Origin of the sequence: Pseudomonas sp., assembly GCF_033723075.1 — a bacterium.
Classification (GTDB): domain Bacteria; phylum Pseudomonadota; class Gammaproteobacteria; order Pseudomonadales; family Pseudomonadaceae; genus Aquipseudomonas.
The window spans coordinates 226,429-240,607 of sequence record NZ_JAWVXU010000005.1; the positions used below are offsets into that span (position 1 = coordinate 226,429).

Sequence of the window (14,179 nt, forward strand, 5' to 3'; positions counted from 1 at the left end):
TTTGAGTGCTGGCGCACCTTTGCAGGCTTTTCGTTGTCCACACAGTCTCGATCCGCTTGACATCCAAGGCGCTGGTTATGAACGAACGCAAGGCATTGTTGATCCTGCATGGCAAGCAAGCTGGCAATGAAGAGGTGCGTGCCGCGGTGGCGGCGCGGCGTGAGGATGGCTGGCAGCTTGATGTACGGGTCACCTGGGAGGCGGGTGACGCCCGGCGGCTGGTCAACGAGGCGCTGCAGGCCGGCTATCCGACACTGATCGCCGGTGGTGGTGACGGTATGTTGCGCGAGGTGGCCGAAGCGATGGCGCTGGCGCAAACCGAGGCCAGTCTGGTGCTGCTGCCGCTGGGTACCGCCAACGACTTCGCCAATGCCGCGGGGCTGCCATTGACTCCGTCCGAGGCCCTGGGGTTGCTGGATACGCCGGCGCAGCCGATCGACCTCGGTGAGGTCGAAGGTCAGCTTTTTCTCAATATGGCCACGGGCGGCTTTGGCTCCAATGTCACCGCCAACACCCCCGAAGACCTCAAGCGCCTGTTCGGCGGCGCGGCCTACTTCCTCACCGGCTTGACCCGCTTTGCCGAGGTGCGCTCGGCCTTTGGTCGCTTCACCGGGCCGGATTTCCTCTGGGAGGGCGAATTCATTGCCATGGGTATTGGCAATGGGCGACAGGCTGGCGGGGGGCATCTGCTGTGTCCGCAGGCGCGGGTGAATGACGGTTTGCTGGATGTCTGCATCGTCCCCGCTGCAGAGGACGTGGTCGGCACCCTGGGGACCTTGTTGTCTGGCGGGATCAATGGCTTGCAAAGCGTCGCCCTCAGCGCGCGCTTGCCCTGGGTGGAGGTCGAGGCGCCGGAAGGTCTGGATGTGAATCTGGATGGCGAACCGCTGGAAAGCCGGCGACTGCGATTTTCTGCGCGGCGTAATGCATTGCGGGTGCATTTACCGGTGGATTCGCCGCTGCTGCGCGAGTGATGTCGGTGGCACTTGGCTGGCACCGTTACGCCGGCTCGTGCAAGATGGCGTCTAGTCGGCTTCAGCGCTGTCGCTCCTTGCCGATACCCTTGCTGTAACTGGAATCGATAAAAACAATTTGGAGCGCGCAATGGCTGGCATTCTCGACTCGGTGGATCAACGCACCCAACTGGTGGGCGAGAACCGCCTGGAAATCCTGATGTTTCGTCTGGCTGGGCGGCAGCTGTTCGCGATCAACGTGTTCAAGGTGCAGGAAGTCCTGCAGATGCCCAAGTTGACACTCATGCCGCACCGCCATCGCTTCGTTTGCGGGGTGGTCAGCCTGCGCGGCCAGACCCTGCCGGTCATCGACCTGTCGCAAGCCATCGGCATGCGCCCGATAGTGCCGGATGAGCGCAGCACCATCATCGTCACCGAGTACAACCGCTCGGTACAGGCCTTCCTGGTGGGCGGCGTCGATCGCATTCTCAACCTCAACTGGGAATCCATCCTGCCGCCGCCCGGTGGCGCGGGGCGTCAGCATTACCTGACGGCGATCACCAAGGTCGAAGAGCAGTTGGTGGAAATCATCGATGTGGAAAAGGTACTGGCCGAGATCGTGCCCTACAACGCCAAGATTTCCGGCGACCGCCTGGCCGATCCGCTGCTGGAACGTGCGCGCGGGCGTGAGGTGCTGCTGGTGGACGACTCCAGTGTGGCTCTGGCGCAGCTGCGCGAGACCCTGTCGCAGCTGGGCTTGAAGATGCATGTGGCCACCGATGGTCTGAAAGGCCTGAACATGCTGAAGAAATGGGCGGATGCCGGCGAGGTGATGACCGACAAACTGCTGATGGTGTTTACCGATGCGGAAATGCCGGAGATGGATGGTTATCGCCTGACCACCGAAATCCGGCAGGATCCGCGCCTGAAGGATCTCTACGTGGTGCTGCACACCTCGCTGTCGGGCAGCTTCAACGAGGCCATGGTGAAAAAGGTCGGTTGCAATAACTTACTCTCCAAGTTCCAGCCGGACAAACTGGTCGACGTGATCCGCGAGCGCTTGATGCTGGATGAACCAAGCGCGTAGGGCCCCGGGCTGCGATCCATTCGGAGCGCAGCGACAACCCGCCGTTTTTTTCGTTGCGCCGATTGCGGCCCGGCAGCCGCTATTTCTGCTCGCCGAGCCGTTGGCGCAGGTGCTCGGTGCGCTTGCGGTTGACCCCCAGATCGGAGTAGCCCAGGCGCGAGGCCGAGCGCACATCGACGGCCTGTTCGCCGATCAGGAACTCCACATCATCGACGAAACGCAGCACCCGGCTGCTGAATTCGGCACGCAGGTAATGCGCGTTCTGCTCGATCAGGCGCACGCGGGGTTCGTCGGTCAATAGCCTGGCCAGCCGCGCCTGGGTCTGAGCCGGGCTGCCCTTGAGCGGCAGCGGATCGACCCGATGCGCCTCATCGCTGGCCTGGCTACTGACGCAGTTGGGCGACTCCGGGCAGGACGCCAGACGTCCGTTATGCACGCCCAGATTGTCGGGTGGACTGCCGCTGCAGGCGCTCAGCAGGGCCGCCAGGGCAAAACCCAGTGCAGGCTTGTGAGTGCGCCGGGTTCCTCGTATAAGAACGTTTTGCCGAACGGGAAGCTGGCTCATGTTACGTCTCTCCGGGTTGTACCGTTATCCACTGAAGTCCGCCATCGCCGAACCGCGGACAGACATTCAGCTGGATGCCTTGGGCGTGGTTGGTGACCGTCGCTGGATGGTAGTTGATGCGCAGAATGGGCGCTTTCTTACCCAGCGGGCCTTGCCGCATATGAGCCAATTGCTGGCGCGTTGCAATGCCGCGGGTGGCCTGACCCTGAGTGCGCCCGGTTTTCCAGTGCTCGATGTGCCCTTGCCAGGTGTCGATGCAGCGTTGCGCGGGGTGTTTATCTGGAGCGACAGTCTGTACGTACCGGATGCCGGCGATGAAGCGGCCGAATGGTTGAGCCGCTTTATCGGCAAACCCTGTCGTCTGGTGCATGTGCCCGCCGAGCGGGCCCGTTATATCGCGGGCAATCTCAGCGTGGAAGAGAAGGTCGGCTTCGCCGATGGTTTTCCCCTGCTGTTGATCGGCCAGGCGTCGCTGGATGATTTGTCTGCGCGGGTTGGCCGGCCGCTGGACATGCTGCGCTTCCGGCCGAACCTGGTGGTCGAGGGCGGTGCGGCCTATGCCGAAGACGATTGGCGACGGATCCGCATTGGCGGCATCGAGTTTCGTGTCGCCAAGGGCTGCACGCGCTGCATCCTCACGACCATTGATCCGCTGACAGGCGAGCGCAGTGCCGACCGTGAACCGCTGACCACGCTGAAGACCTACCGCGCCCGTGATGGTGAGCTGTACTTCGGCCAGAACCTGATCAACCAGGGAGGCGGTGAGCTGAAACTCGGCATGGCGGTTGAGGTGTTGGAGTAAACGGCAAGTTTCAAACCATGAGCTGCAAGCGTGATGGGCGGCCTGAGCCGCCCATCCGCTAACACCTACTGATCGTCGAAATAGCGCTCGTGCCAGGCAATCAGTGGTTGTGGGGCGTTGAGTTTTTGTCCGTAGATCACCGAATAAGACAGCACGTTCTGTACGTACTGGCGCGTTTCGTCGAAAGGGATGTTCTCGATCCAGACGTCGTAGGCCAGGTGGTCGGCGCCGCGCAGCCATTGGCGCACGCGCCCCGGACCGGCGTTGTAGGCGGCGGAGGCGAGCACGCGGTTGCCGTTGAATTGACCGTAGACCTGGCTCAGGTAGGCGGCGCCGAGCTGAATGTTCACCTTCGGCAGCAGGGCATTGTTCGGATTGCTCAAGGGGATGCCGAATTTGCGTGCGGTCTCCTTGGCGGTCGCCGGCATCAACTGCATCAGGCCCATGGCGCCGACCGGGGACTTGGCGTCGGCCATGAAGGCGCTTTCCTGGCGGGTAATGGCAAATACCCAACTGGAGTGCAGGCCGCGTTTCTTCGACTCGATGGTCAGCGGTTCCCGGTGGGCCATGGGGAAGCGCACGTCCAGATCGTCCCAGTACTGCGCCTGGCTGATGGTGCGAATCGCCGGGAAGTACCACCCCATGTCGTAAGCCAGGCGAGCCTGGGCAACCAGCTCGTCACGACTGAACAGGCGGCTGACGTGATACCACTCGCGGCGGCCATCGACGATCTGGCCACGTTCGTGGAATTCCATGGCGCGGCGAATGCCGGCGGCGTTGCGCACCTTCTGCAGGGTCCTGGCCGAAAGTTGCAACGGCTTGTTGTTCAGTTGGTAAGGAGCCTTGACCTGATCGGCGGCCATGAAGCCGTAGAAGTCGCGCTCCTTGGCCAGGCCCTGGTAGAGCGCCTGCGGTTCCTGGCTGTTGGGTTGGGCCAACTGCAGGCTACGCGCCTGCCAGTAACGCCAGCGGTTGGTCTGGCCCAACTCTGCAGGCATTCGGCGGGTCAACTGGTGTGCGTCGTCCCAGCGGCCGAGGCGCAGCAGCAGGCGCGCACGCCATTCGCTGACGGTGTTGTCGCGCAGTTGCGGGTCGTACTGCGCCATCACCTTGAGTGCGCGTGCGTCGAAACGTTTTGCCAGGGTCAGGCCGATTTCACGGGCGATGGCGACTTTTTCGTCGCTGGAAAACTTCATGCGCTGGGCATAGCCATCCAGCAGCGTCAGGGCTTTCTCCGGATCTTGCCGGGCCAGGCGGCGCAGGCCGAGGCCGACGACGTCGGCCATGGCCGGATCGTTGGGGCTGAAACGCGCAGTTTGGCTGAGGATTTGGGGTTTCTGCGCCACTTCCAGCAGCAGCTTGCCGTGGTTGCCCAGGGTCGGCAGCCCCTTGATCAGGTAGCTGGCCAGACCGTAGTTGCGGGCTTCGGTAGCCAGTTTGGCGCGCTTCCAGCGCATTTCTTCGGTGAGTTGTCCCTTGGCGGCCCACTGCTCGAACAGGCGATCGCAGGCATTGGGTTGCGACTTGCCGACCAGCCAGAGTTTCTCGGCGGTGGCCGAACCCTCAGCCAGCATGCCGTGGCTCAGTTGGTATTGGCCGTAGAAGCAGTCCAGTTCGGTAAAATTCAGTGCCGGATCGTAGTGGTTGATGAAGGTCTTCCACTCGCCGCGTTCGGCCAGCCAGCGCAGCCAGCGCAGTTTCATCCAGCTGGCTTGCGGCAGGTCGCCATGTTCGGCGAGGAATTTTTCGATCTCGTCATTGCTGGCCCATTTGAGCCGGGCGGTCAGTTCCTCGTAGGCCAGGTAAGGTTCCAGCGGGTAATCACGCAGGGCACTGGCATAGCGCTGATAAGGGCCTTTGTCGCCCTTGGCCAGGGCGGCCTTGGCCTCGTCATAGTACTGGCGCTGTTGGGTCAGGCTGGCAGCCTGAGCGGCTGCGGCCGTCGCGGCAGAGAGGATCAAGCAGGAGAACAGGCGAAACAGGCGACAGCGCATGACACTTCCGGATAGGCAAATAAGTAAGCGCCGGCGAAACCGACGCTTGATACATCTAGCTTAGCCTTTTGCCGGGGGCGGGTGAAAGCCGGGCTGCCGACTGGCGCCTCAATGAAAATTGCCCGCAAACTCGGCGCTCATCTCGGTTAGAATGCGCGCCCAGTTTTTGTCGGGGCCTGCGGGCGTCGGCAAACAAGTTTTTTGCGGTGATAACTCCCCGCAGAGTAGGGCTGCAGTGCGCAGATGGTCGTTCATTGCTTGCGCTTTCGCAGCCGTTACCTGCTTGTTTATCAGTCGCTGTATTATCGAGGCGTGCCATGACCCTGCTTAAGTTCACCGATGTTTCCCTGGCCTACGGCGCCATGCCGCTGCTGGACAAGGTGTCTTGGCAGATTGCTCGTGGCGAGCGGGCATGCATCATCGGCCGCAATGGCACCGGCAAGTCGAGCATGTTGAAGCTGGTCAAGGGCGACCAGAAGCCCGATGACGGCTCAGTCTGGCGCGCGCCGGGGTTGAAGATCGGCGAGTTGCCGCAAGAGCTGCCGGTAGCCGACGGACGGACAGTCTTCGATGTGGTTGCCCAGGGCCTGGACGGGGTCGGCGAGCTGTTGGCCCAGTATCACCACCTGAGCCAGAATATTGTCACCGATGCCGATCTGGACAAGCTCATGCATGTCCAGCATGACCTCGAGGCCCGTGACGGTTGGCGTCTGCAGCAACTGGTCGATAGCACCTTGAGTCGCTTGCAGTTGCCGGCAGACAAGACCCTGGCCGAATTGTCCGGCGGCTGGCGGCGGCGGGTGCTGTTGGCCCAGGCGCTGGTCTCCGAACCGGATCTGCTGCTGCTCGACGAGCCGACCAACCACCTGGACATCGGTGCCATCGCCTGGCTGGAAGAGGCGCTGTTGGGCTTCAACGGCGCCGTGCTGTTCATTACCCATGACCGCGCCTTCCTGCAAAACCTGGCCACGCGCATTCTCGAACTGGATCGCGGCGGCCTGATCGACTGGGATGGCGACTACGCCAGCTTCCTGGTGCACAAAGAAGCCACCCTGGCCGCGGAAGAAGTGGCCAATGCCCTGTTCGACAAGCGTCTGGCCCAGGAAGAAGTATGGATTCGCCAGGGCATCAAGGCGCGGCGCACCCGTAACGAGGGGCGCGTGCGGGCGTTGAAGGCCTTGCGGGTCGAGCGCAGCGAGCGCCGTGAACGGACCGGCAAAGCCAATATCCTGCTGGATACCGCCGATAAATCCGGCAAGCAGGTGATGGTGTTGGATAACGTCAGTTTCGCCCACCCGGGTGGGCCGTTTCTGATCAAGGATTTCTCCATGGTCCTGCAGCGCGAGGATCGTATCGGCCTGCTCGGCGCCAACGGCACCGGCAAGACCACCTTGCTGAAGCTGATGCTCGGTGGCCTGCAGCCGAGCAGCGGCAGCGTCAAGGAGGGCACGCGCATCGACGTGGCCTACTTCGACCAGCTACGCCATCAGCTCGACCTGGAAAAAACCGTGATCGACAACGTCGCCGAAGGCCGCGACTTCATCGATATCGATGGGCAAAGCCGGCATGTGCTGAGTTACCTGGGTGACTTCCTGTTCAGTCCGCAACGTGCCCGCACTCCGGTCAAGGCGCTGTCGGGCGGCGAGCGTGCGCGCCTGTTGCTGGCCAAGCTGTTCAGCAAGCCGGCCAACCTGCTGGTGCTCGACGAGCCGACCAACGACCTCGACGTGGAAACCCTCGAGCTGCTCGAAGAGGTGCTGCTGACGTTCAAGGGCACCGTGCTGATGGTCAGTCACGACCGGGCCTTCCTCGATAACGTGGTGACCAGCACCCTGGTCTTCGAAGGCGAGGGCAAGGTGCGCGAATATGTCGGCGGTTATCAGGACTGGCTGCGCCAGGGCGGTTCGCCGCGGTTGCTCGGGGTTGGCGAAACCAAGGCCGGCAAGGCCGAACTGGCTTCCGCGGTAGTCGAGGCGGCACCGGCACCTGAGGCGGCGCCGGTTGCCAATGCGCCGGTCGCCAAGAAGAAACTCAGTTACAAGGTGCAGCGCGAGCTGGAGGCACTTCCCGCACAGATCGACGCGCTGGAAGTGCAGATCGCCGCACTGGAGGCGCAGATTGGCGCCCCGACGTTTTACCAGCAATCCGCGGAAAAAAGTGCAGAGGTGCTGGCTCGTTTGCAAAGCCAGCAGCAGGAACTGGATAAACTACTGGAGCGTTGGGCCGAGCTGGAAGGCTGAACCCGATTGTTGCAGTAGCCGATTATCCCCAAGCAGAACCTCAAAACGTCTGGCGGAGACACGCATGGCCATCGAGTACCGGATTAGTCTCGACGATAATCACGGGTTCAGTTACAGGATCGAACTGGACCGTGTGTACGACCCCATTCAGGCTCAGGTGGCGCCCAGCTGGACGCGCCTGGACTACCAGCAGTGCAGCAATTGCCCGCTGAGCAGAAACGACTTCAGTCACTGTCCGGCAGCGGTCGATCTGCATCGGGTGATCGAGGATTTTCAAGGACTGCCGGCCTTCAAGAAGGCTGTGGTCTGGGTGAGCACTCCCGAGCGCGAATACACCAAGCAGGTGGGTCTTGAAGAGGGCCTGCGCGCGCTGCTCGGGGTGATCATGGCGACCAGCGCCTGTCCGGTGTTGGGCAAGCTCAAGCCGATGGCGCAGAATCACCTGCCGTTCGCCAATAATCAGGAGTTCATCCTGCGCGCAGTGTCGTTGTACCTGGCGCGGCAGTACTTCAATTTCCGTGAAGGGCGTCTTGCCGATTGGGAGCTCAAGGGGCTGGTGCGCATGTTCCAGCAGTTGCAGCTGGTCAATCAGGCGTTCTGGCAGCGGATTCACGACACCTGTGAGGGCGACTCGAACCTCAAGGCCTTTCTGACCTTCTTCTCCATGTCGTCGAGCATGACCTACTCGCTGGAAACCCAGCTGCAGAAGATTCGTCCGTTGGTGATGAGCGCGGGCGACAATTTCGAGTGACCCCGGGGCGAATGAGGCAGGGCGCCTCATTCGCCGGGTGCGCGCTACTCGGGTTTCTTCAGGCGCACGGCCAGCACGTCGCAGGGGGCGCCATGCAGGACGTCATTGGCGGTGGAGCCGAGCAGCAAGGCCAGGCCGTGGCGGCCATGGCTGCCGACGATGATCAGGTCACAGCCTTGCTCCTCGGCTAAACGGTGGATTTCCTGACGTGGCTGGCCGTAAGCCAGGTGGCGTTGGTCTGCGCTCAGGTCGGGGTATTTTCCGGCAAAGCTGTCCAGGCGTTCGCGGGCCTGTTCGAATTGCTGCTGTTGCAGCATCGACAGGTCCATGGGTACATCCCCGCCAAATGCCATGGCCATGGGTTCGACTACATGCACCACGGATAATTTGGCGTGGCTGCTCGAGGCCAGCTTCTGTGCGCGCTGCATGACTGGATCGCATTCTTCGGTTAGGTCGACAGCGACCAGAATATGCTGGTAGGGCATGGGTGGCTCCTTCTAAGGGTGACCGATGGTGGTAAGTATGGCTGTATTGAACGCTTGTGACAGGCTTTTGCCTGCGAGATGAACTTATGCCTGTATGGATCATATTGCTGCTTCTGGCTTTTGTGCTCAGCCCACTGGCCATGCTAATGCCATCGCGGCGACAGCGTGGGCGGATGGATGTACGTTTGCAAGCCCGGCGCATGGGGTTGGCAATGCAGTTGTCGCGCGAGCAATGGCCGCACTGGCTGGCCATCGAGCCGCCGGGCCAGTGTCCGCAATATCATCGGGTACGGCGCCGTGGGCATGAGGATTGCTGGTGTTACTGGCAGGCCGCGCCTGGCCAGTGGCTGAACCGATGGCGAGAGCCTTGTGTGGATGCGCCATTGGCCGAGCAATTGGCCAGCCTGCCGGTCGATGTATACAAGGTCGAGGCGACGACGCAGATGATTGTGCTGTATTGGGGGGAGCGGGAGGGGTTGAACGCGCTGCAGAGAATTGCCAGTTTCTTGCTGGCGCGCGCGTGAGCGGCAGATCATCAGGCCGGCAGTCAATGAAGAAAGAAAACCCGATGCAAGCATCGGGCTATAAATGTGGCCAGGCAGGCCGGAAAGTCGAATGATTCATACGTCGAGGTGGGCTCTGGTTCAGAGTTGAGCGGCCGGAATGTGGGTGAACGCGTTTTCCAGGCCTTTAGTGGTGCTGTCGGAATACTTGTTTACCAGCAATGGCCCGCTGTGGTCGGCGTAATGCGATAGAAATATAGCGCTACTTGCTGCTGGCGCTGCTCTGTTTTTTGATTTTGCCATATCACGCCTGACGCAGTGTCATTGATTGCCTGTTGCGACTACCAGGTCCGCTACCGGCATAGTGAATACTGGGTTGTCAGCATGGGGCAGGGTGTTTGGGCCGCTTTGTTTGAAAGCGTTCCAAGGGTCGTTCAAGCTGAAAGCGCAATGCTTTCAGGTCGTCCCAGGCCTGTCGGTGAACGTCTCATATGCTGGCTGGCTTCGCTCAATGCCTGGTGGGGCGTGCGCCCTGATCGGTCGTATCAAGACGTATTTGCCCGCTAAAAGCGATTTGCCAAGTATGCACAGCTGCCAATCGTGAGGCTGAGATTAATTGTGTTATCGGCGCTGATGGTTGCCTGATCGCGTCAAGATGTCGCACTCCCTTGCGTAAATGCCCCCACTCTGGCCGTCGCCGACGGATCAAGCTGAAAGCGACCAATTGACAATTTGCGGCTTTTCCTTGAAGGTGGTCACACCCAAATCAAACGGGCGTATGAATTGAGTGTTTGCCTAAAAAAGCAGCGCCAATCCAGTCCGATTATCGCGTCGGCGGGTGTGCCAGGCTCATAGGGGCTACTCTCAAGCGGCTGCGCCGCAGGGTAGCTAGCTGGTTGGCTCCGATGTGTACTGTTCAGCTTCCATACCGTGGAGATCAGTTGATGATTTACGAAGGTAAAGCCATCACGGTTAAGGCTCTTGAGAGCGGCATCGTCGAATTGAAATTCGACCTCAAGGGTGAGTCCGTCAACAAATTCAATCGTCAAACCCTCAACGAACTGCGTCAGTCGGTTGATGCAATCAAGGCCGATGCTTCGGTCAAGGGTGTGATTGTCACCAGTGGCAAAGACGTATTTATCGTCGGCGCCGACATCACCGAGTTCGTCGAAAGCTTCAAGTTGCCGGATGCCGAGTTGGTGGCTGGCAACCTCGAAGCCAACAAGATCTTCAGTGATTTTGAAGACCTCAATGTGCCGACCGTGGTCGCTATCAACGGCATTGCCCTGGGCGGTGGTTTTGAGATGTGCCTGGCGGCGGATTACCGGGTCATGGCTGACGGCGCCAAAGTGGGTCTACCGGAAGTCAAGCTGGGCATCTACCCGGGCTTCGGTGGCACCGTGCGTCTGCCGCGCGTGATTGGTACCGACAATGCGGTCGAGTGGATTGCATCTGGCAAGGAAAATCGTGCGGACGATGCCCTGAAAGTGGGTGCCGTCGATGCGGTAGTGACTGCCGACAAGTTGCAGGCCGCTGCGCTGGATCTTATCAAGCGCGCCATCTCCGGCGAACTGGACTACAAGGCCAAGCGTCAGCCCAAGCTGGAAAAGCTCAAGCTCAACGCCATCGAGCAGATGATGTGCTTCGAAACCGCCAAGGGTTTCGTGGCAGGCCAGGCCGGCCCGAACTACCCGGCCCCGGTCGAAGCGATCAAGACCATCCAGAAAGCCGCTAACTTCGGTCGCGACAAGGCGCTGGAAGTGGAGGCCGCCGGCTTCGTCAAGCTGGCCAAGACTCCGGTTGCCGCTAGTCTGATCGGTCTGTTCCTGAATGATCAGGAACTGAAGAAGAAGTCCAAGCACCATGACGAAATCGCCAAAGACGTGAAACTGGCTGCCGTTCTCGGCGCCGGCATCATGGGCGGCGGTATCGCCTACCAGTCGGCGGTCAAGGGTACGCCGATCCTGATGAAGGATATCCGTGAAGACGGTATCCAGATGGGCCTGGCCGAAGCCTCCAAGCTGCTCGGCAACCGTGTCGCCAAAGGTCGCCTGACCCCGGCGAAGATGGCTGAAGCGCTCAACGCCATCCGTCCGACCCTGTCCTACGGTGATTTTGGCAACGTCGACATCGTTGTCGAGGCCGTGGTCGAGAACCCCAAGGTCAAGCAAGCCGTGCTGGCCGAAGTGGAAGGACTGGTCAAGGACGACGCGATCCTGACGTCCAACACCTCGACCATCTCCATCAGCCTGCTGGCCAAGGCGCTCAAGCGTCCGGAAAACTTCTGCGGCATGCACTTCTTCAACCCGGTGCACATGATGCCGCTGGTCGAAGTAATCCGTGGCGAGAAGTCCGGTGAGGTCGCTATCGCCACCACCGTTGCTTACGCCAAGAAGATGGGCAAGACCCCTGTTGTGGTCAACGACTGCCCGGGCTTCCTGGTCAATCGCGTGCTGTTCCCGTATTTCGGCGGTTTCTCCAAGCTGCTCGGTTTCGGCGTCGACTTCGTGCGCATCGACAAGGTCATGGAGAAGTTCGGCTGGCCCATGGGCCCGGCGTACCTGTCCGACGTGGTCGGTATCGACACCGGTCACCATGGCCGTGACGTCATGGCCGAAGGCTTCCCGGATCGCATGGCGGTCGAAGGCCGCACCGCCGTGGATGTGATGTACGAAGCGGATCGCCTGGGTCAGAAGAACGGCAAAGGCTTCTACTCCTACGAAATGGACAAGCGCGGCAAGCCGAAGAAGGTCATCGACCCTGTGGCTTATGAGTTGCTCAAGTCGATCGTGACCGAGCAGCGTGAAGTGACTGATGAAGACATCGTCAACTTCATGATGATCCCGCTGTGCCTGGAAACCGTTCGTTGCCTGGAAGACGGCATCGTCGAGACTGCCGCCGAGGCCGATATGGGCCTGATCTACGGCATTGGCTTCCCGCCGTTCCGCGGTGGTGCGCTGCGTTACATCGATAGCATCGGTGTCGCCGAATTCGTGGCCCTGGCCGACAAGTACGCCGACCTGGGTGCGCTGTATCAGCCGACCGCAAAACTTCGCGAAATGGCCGCCAGCGGCCAGAAGTTCTTCGGTTAATGCGCACAGACTAGAGCGAGAGTGAATTTATGAGCCTGAATCCTAGAGATGCAGTGATCGTCGACTTCGGTCGCACCCCGATGGGTCGTTCCAAGGGTGGCATGCATCGTAATACCCGTGCCGAGACCCTGTCGGCCAATTTGATCAGCGGCCTGCTGACGCGCAACACCCAGGTCGATCCGGCCGAAGTGGAAGACGTGATCTGGGGTTGCGTCAATCAGACCCTGGAACAGGGCTGGAACGTCGCGCGCATGGCGTCGCTGATGACCCAGATCCCGCACACCAGTGCGGCGCAGACGGTCAGCCGCCTGTGTGGTTCCTCCATGAGCGCCCTGCACACTGCCGTGCAGGCGATCCAGACCGGCAATGGCGACGTGTTCGTCATCGGCGGGGTGGAGCACATGGGCCACGTCGGCATGATGCACGGCGTCGATCCGAATCCGCACCTGTCGCTGTACGCTGCCAAGGCGTCGGGCATGATGGGCCTGACTGCGGAAATGCTCGGCAAGATGCACGGCATCAGCCGCGAGCAGCAGGACGCCTTCGGTGAGCGTTCGCACCGTCTGGCGCAAAAGGCCACCGTCGAAGGCAAGTTCAAGGATGAAATCATCCCGATGCAAGGCTACGACGAGAACGGCTTCCTGAAAGTCTTCGACTACGACGAAACCATTCGTCCGGAGACCACCCTGGAAAGCCTGGCGGCGCTCAAGCCGGCTTTCAATCCGAAAGGCGGCACCGTGACTGCGGGTACGTCCTCGCAGATCACCGATGGCGCTTCCTGCATGATCGTCATGTCCGCCCAGCGCGCCAAGGACCTCGGCATTCAGCCGATGGCCGTGGTACGTGCCATGGCGGTCGCTGGTGTCGATCCGGCGATCATGGGTTACGGTCCGGTGCCGGCCACCCAAAAGGCCCTCAAGCGTGCTGGCCTGACCATCAATGACATCGACTTCTTCGAGCTCAACGAAGCCTTCGCTGCCCAGGCTCTGCCGGTGCTGAAGGATCTGAAAGTGCTCGACAAGATGGAAGAGAAGGTCAACCTGCATGGCGGCGCGATCGCCCTGGGCCACCCGTTCGGTTGTTCCGGTGCGCGTATCTCCGGTACCCTGTTGAACGTGATGAAGCAGAATGGCGGCACTTTTGGTGTGTCGACCATGTGCATCGGCCTGGGTCAGGGCATTACCACTGTCTTCGAACGCCTTTAGTCGATCAGAGAAGGCGCTTACAGACACAAAACCGGGGCCTAGTGCCCCGGTTTTGTTTTTGGCCTACCATCCATGGCGACCACGCTTCGGGCCGTCGCCACGCGACGTGGAAAACTTCTCCCGGAAATTTTTTGTCGGCGGGAAAAAAATTCAAGGGATTTAGCGATGCAATTACAGCCCGGCCTTTATCGTCACTACAAGGGGCCCGAATACCGCGTATTTGGCATAGCTCGGCATTCCGAGGATGAGCAGCAAGTAGTGGTCTATCAGGCGCTATACGGCGATTACGGCCTGTGGGTGCGCCCGCTGGAGATGTTTTGCGAAAACGTCGAAGTGGACGGCGAGATGGTTCCCCGCTTTGCTTTGATTCAGGCCGAAACGAGTGTTTTCAATCGGCCCTGAACGCAGGTCGCGCTATTGCTGCGCTTGACCTCAGCTTAACCGCCACTATATATAGCGGTGCCGCGTCAGGCGCCACCCGCCTTTCATTTATCGAATTTCA

At 60.7% G+C, this 14,179-nt stretch carries 12 protein-coding genes; 9 read left to right on the plus strand and 3 right to left on the minus strand.

Annotation, left to right across the window (positions count from 1 at the left end):
• Positions 1-77: 77 nt before the first annotated feature.
• Complete coding sequence (yegS, locus tag R3355_RS08470; RefSeq protein ID WP_318960829.1) at positions 78-974, plus strand: lipid kinase YegS; 897 nt, start codon at positions 78-80, stop codon at positions 972-974.
• A 130-nt stretch (positions 975-1,104) separates the two neighbouring features.
• Complete coding sequence (locus R3355_RS08475) at positions 1,105-2,040, plus strand: chemotaxis protein CheV (RefSeq protein ID WP_318960830.1); 936 nt, start codon at positions 1,105-1,107, stop codon at positions 2,038-2,040.
• Between the two features lie 79 nt (positions 2,041-2,119).
• On the opposite strand, the gene R3355_RS08480 is transcribed toward R3355_RS08475, so the two are convergent.
• Positions 2,120-2,605, minus strand: coding sequence for a DUF1499 domain-containing protein (locus R3355_RS08480; protein ID WP_318960831.1), 486 nt, complete (start codon positions 2,603-2,605; stop codon positions 2,120-2,122).
• On the opposite strand from R3355_RS08480, the gene R3355_RS08485 reads away from it, so the two are divergent.
• Complete coding sequence (locus tag R3355_RS08485; protein WP_318960832.1) at positions 2,604-3,407, plus strand: MOSC domain-containing protein; 804 nt, start codon at positions 2,604-2,606, stop codon at positions 3,405-3,407. The two genes, R3355_RS08480 and R3355_RS08485, sit on opposite strands and share 2 nt — an antisense overlap.
• Positions 3,408-3,472: 65 nt before the next feature.
• On the opposite strand, the gene R3355_RS08490 is transcribed toward R3355_RS08485, so the two are convergent.
• On the minus strand, positions 3,473-5,401 hold the full coding sequence (locus R3355_RS08490) for a transglycosylase SLT domain-containing protein (RefSeq protein ID WP_318960833.1): 1,929 nt from the start codon (positions 5,399-5,401) through the stop codon (positions 3,473-3,475).
• Between the two features lie 317 nt (positions 5,402-5,718).
• Here R3355_RS08490 and R3355_RS08495 point away from each other — a divergent pair, with 317 nt between their 5' ends.
• Together R3355_RS08495 and R3355_RS08500 are read left to right on the plus strand one after the other, a co-directional pair.
• Positions 5,719-7,641 (plus strand): ATP-binding cassette domain-containing protein, encoded by a 1,923-nt coding sequence (locus R3355_RS08495; protein WP_318960834.1) that lies wholly within the window; start codon positions 5,719-5,721, stop codon positions 7,639-7,641.
• A 64-nt stretch (positions 7,642-7,705) separates the two neighbouring features.
• Positions 7,706-8,392 (plus strand): DUF6901 family protein, encoded by a 687-nt coding sequence (locus R3355_RS08500; RefSeq protein ID WP_318949013.1) that lies wholly within the window; start codon positions 7,706-7,708, stop codon positions 8,390-8,392.
• 44 nt (positions 8,393-8,436) lie between these two features.
• On the opposite strand, the gene R3355_RS08505 is transcribed toward R3355_RS08500, so the two are convergent.
• Positions 8,437-8,877, minus strand: a complete 441-nt coding sequence (locus tag R3355_RS08505) for a universal stress protein (RefSeq protein ID WP_318960835.1) — start codon at positions 8,875-8,877, stop codon at positions 8,437-8,439.
• Positions 8,878-8,963: 86 nt separating this feature from the next.
• Between R3355_RS08505 and R3355_RS08510 the strand changes: the two genes are divergently transcribed.
• The 4 genes from R3355_RS08510 (at position 8,964) to R3355_RS08525 (ending at position 14,079) form a co-directional block, all read left to right on the plus strand.
• Positions 8,964-9,401, plus strand: coding sequence for a hypothetical protein (locus R3355_RS08510; RefSeq protein WP_318960884.1), 438 nt, complete (start codon positions 8,964-8,966; stop codon positions 9,399-9,401).
• 923 nt (positions 9,402-10,324) lie between these two features.
• Entirely contained in the window at positions 10,325-12,472 is a 2,148-nt protein-coding gene (fadB, locus tag R3355_RS08515) for a fatty acid oxidation complex subunit alpha FadB (protein ID WP_318960836.1), read from the plus strand.
• Positions 12,473-12,501: 29 nt separating this feature from the next.
• The gene (gene fadA / locus R3355_RS08520; RefSeq protein ID WP_318960837.1) at positions 12,502-13,677 is read left to right on the plus strand and encodes an acetyl-CoA C-acyltransferase FadA; all 1,176 of its coding nucleotides are present in this window, start codon (positions 12,502-12,504) and stop codon (positions 13,675-13,677) included.
• Positions 13,678-13,842: 165 nt separating this feature from the next.
• Positions 13,843-14,079, plus strand: a complete 237-nt coding sequence (locus tag R3355_RS08525) for a DUF1653 domain-containing protein (protein ID WP_318960838.1) — start codon at positions 13,843-13,845, stop codon at positions 14,077-14,079.
• Positions 14,080-14,179: the final 100 nt, after the last annotated feature.

Excerpts from the sequence above, each read along its gene's own strand:
- yegS (WP_318960829.1), top strand. The coding sequence starts at position 78 with ATGAACGAACGCAAGGCATTGTTGATCCTGCATGGCAAGCAAGCTGGC.
- R3355_RS08475 (WP_318960830.1), top strand. The coding sequence starts at position 1,105 with ATGGCTGGCATTCTCGACTCGGTGGATCAACGCACCCAACTGGTGGGC.
- R3355_RS08485 (WP_318960832.1), top strand. The coding sequence starts at position 2,604 with ATGTTACGTCTCTCCGGGTTGTACCGTTATCCACTGAAGTCCGCCATC.
- R3355_RS08480 (WP_318960831.1), bottom strand. The coding sequence starts at position 2,605 with ATGAGCCAGCTTCCCGTTCGGCAAAACGTTCTTATACGAGGAACCCGG.
- R3355_RS08490 (WP_318960833.1), bottom strand. The coding sequence starts at position 5,401 with ATGCGCTGTCGCCTGTTTCGCCTGTTCTCCTGCTTGATCCTCTCTGCC.
- R3355_RS08495 (WP_318960834.1), top strand. The coding sequence starts at position 5,719 with ATGACCCTGCTTAAGTTCACCGATGTTTCCCTGGCCTACGGCGCCATG.
- R3355_RS08500 (WP_318949013.1), top strand. The coding sequence starts at position 7,706 with ATGGCCATCGAGTACCGGATTAGTCTCGACGATAATCACGGGTTCAGT.
- R3355_RS08505 (WP_318960835.1), bottom strand. The coding sequence starts at position 8,877 with ATGCCCTACCAGCATATTCTGGTCGCTGTCGACCTAACCGAAGAATGC.
- R3355_RS08510 (WP_318960884.1), top strand. The coding sequence starts at position 8,964 with ATGCCTGTATGGATCATATTGCTGCTTCTGGCTTTTGTGCTCAGCCCA.
- fadB (WP_318960836.1), top strand. The coding sequence starts at position 10,325 with ATGATTTACGAAGGTAAAGCCATCACGGTTAAGGCTCTTGAGAGCGGC.
- fadA (WP_318960837.1), top strand. The coding sequence starts at position 12,502 with ATGAGCCTGAATCCTAGAGATGCAGTGATCGTCGACTTCGGTCGCACC.
- R3355_RS08525 (WP_318960838.1), top strand. The coding sequence starts at position 13,843 with ATGCAATTACAGCCCGGCCTTTATCGTCACTACAAGGGGCCCGAATAC.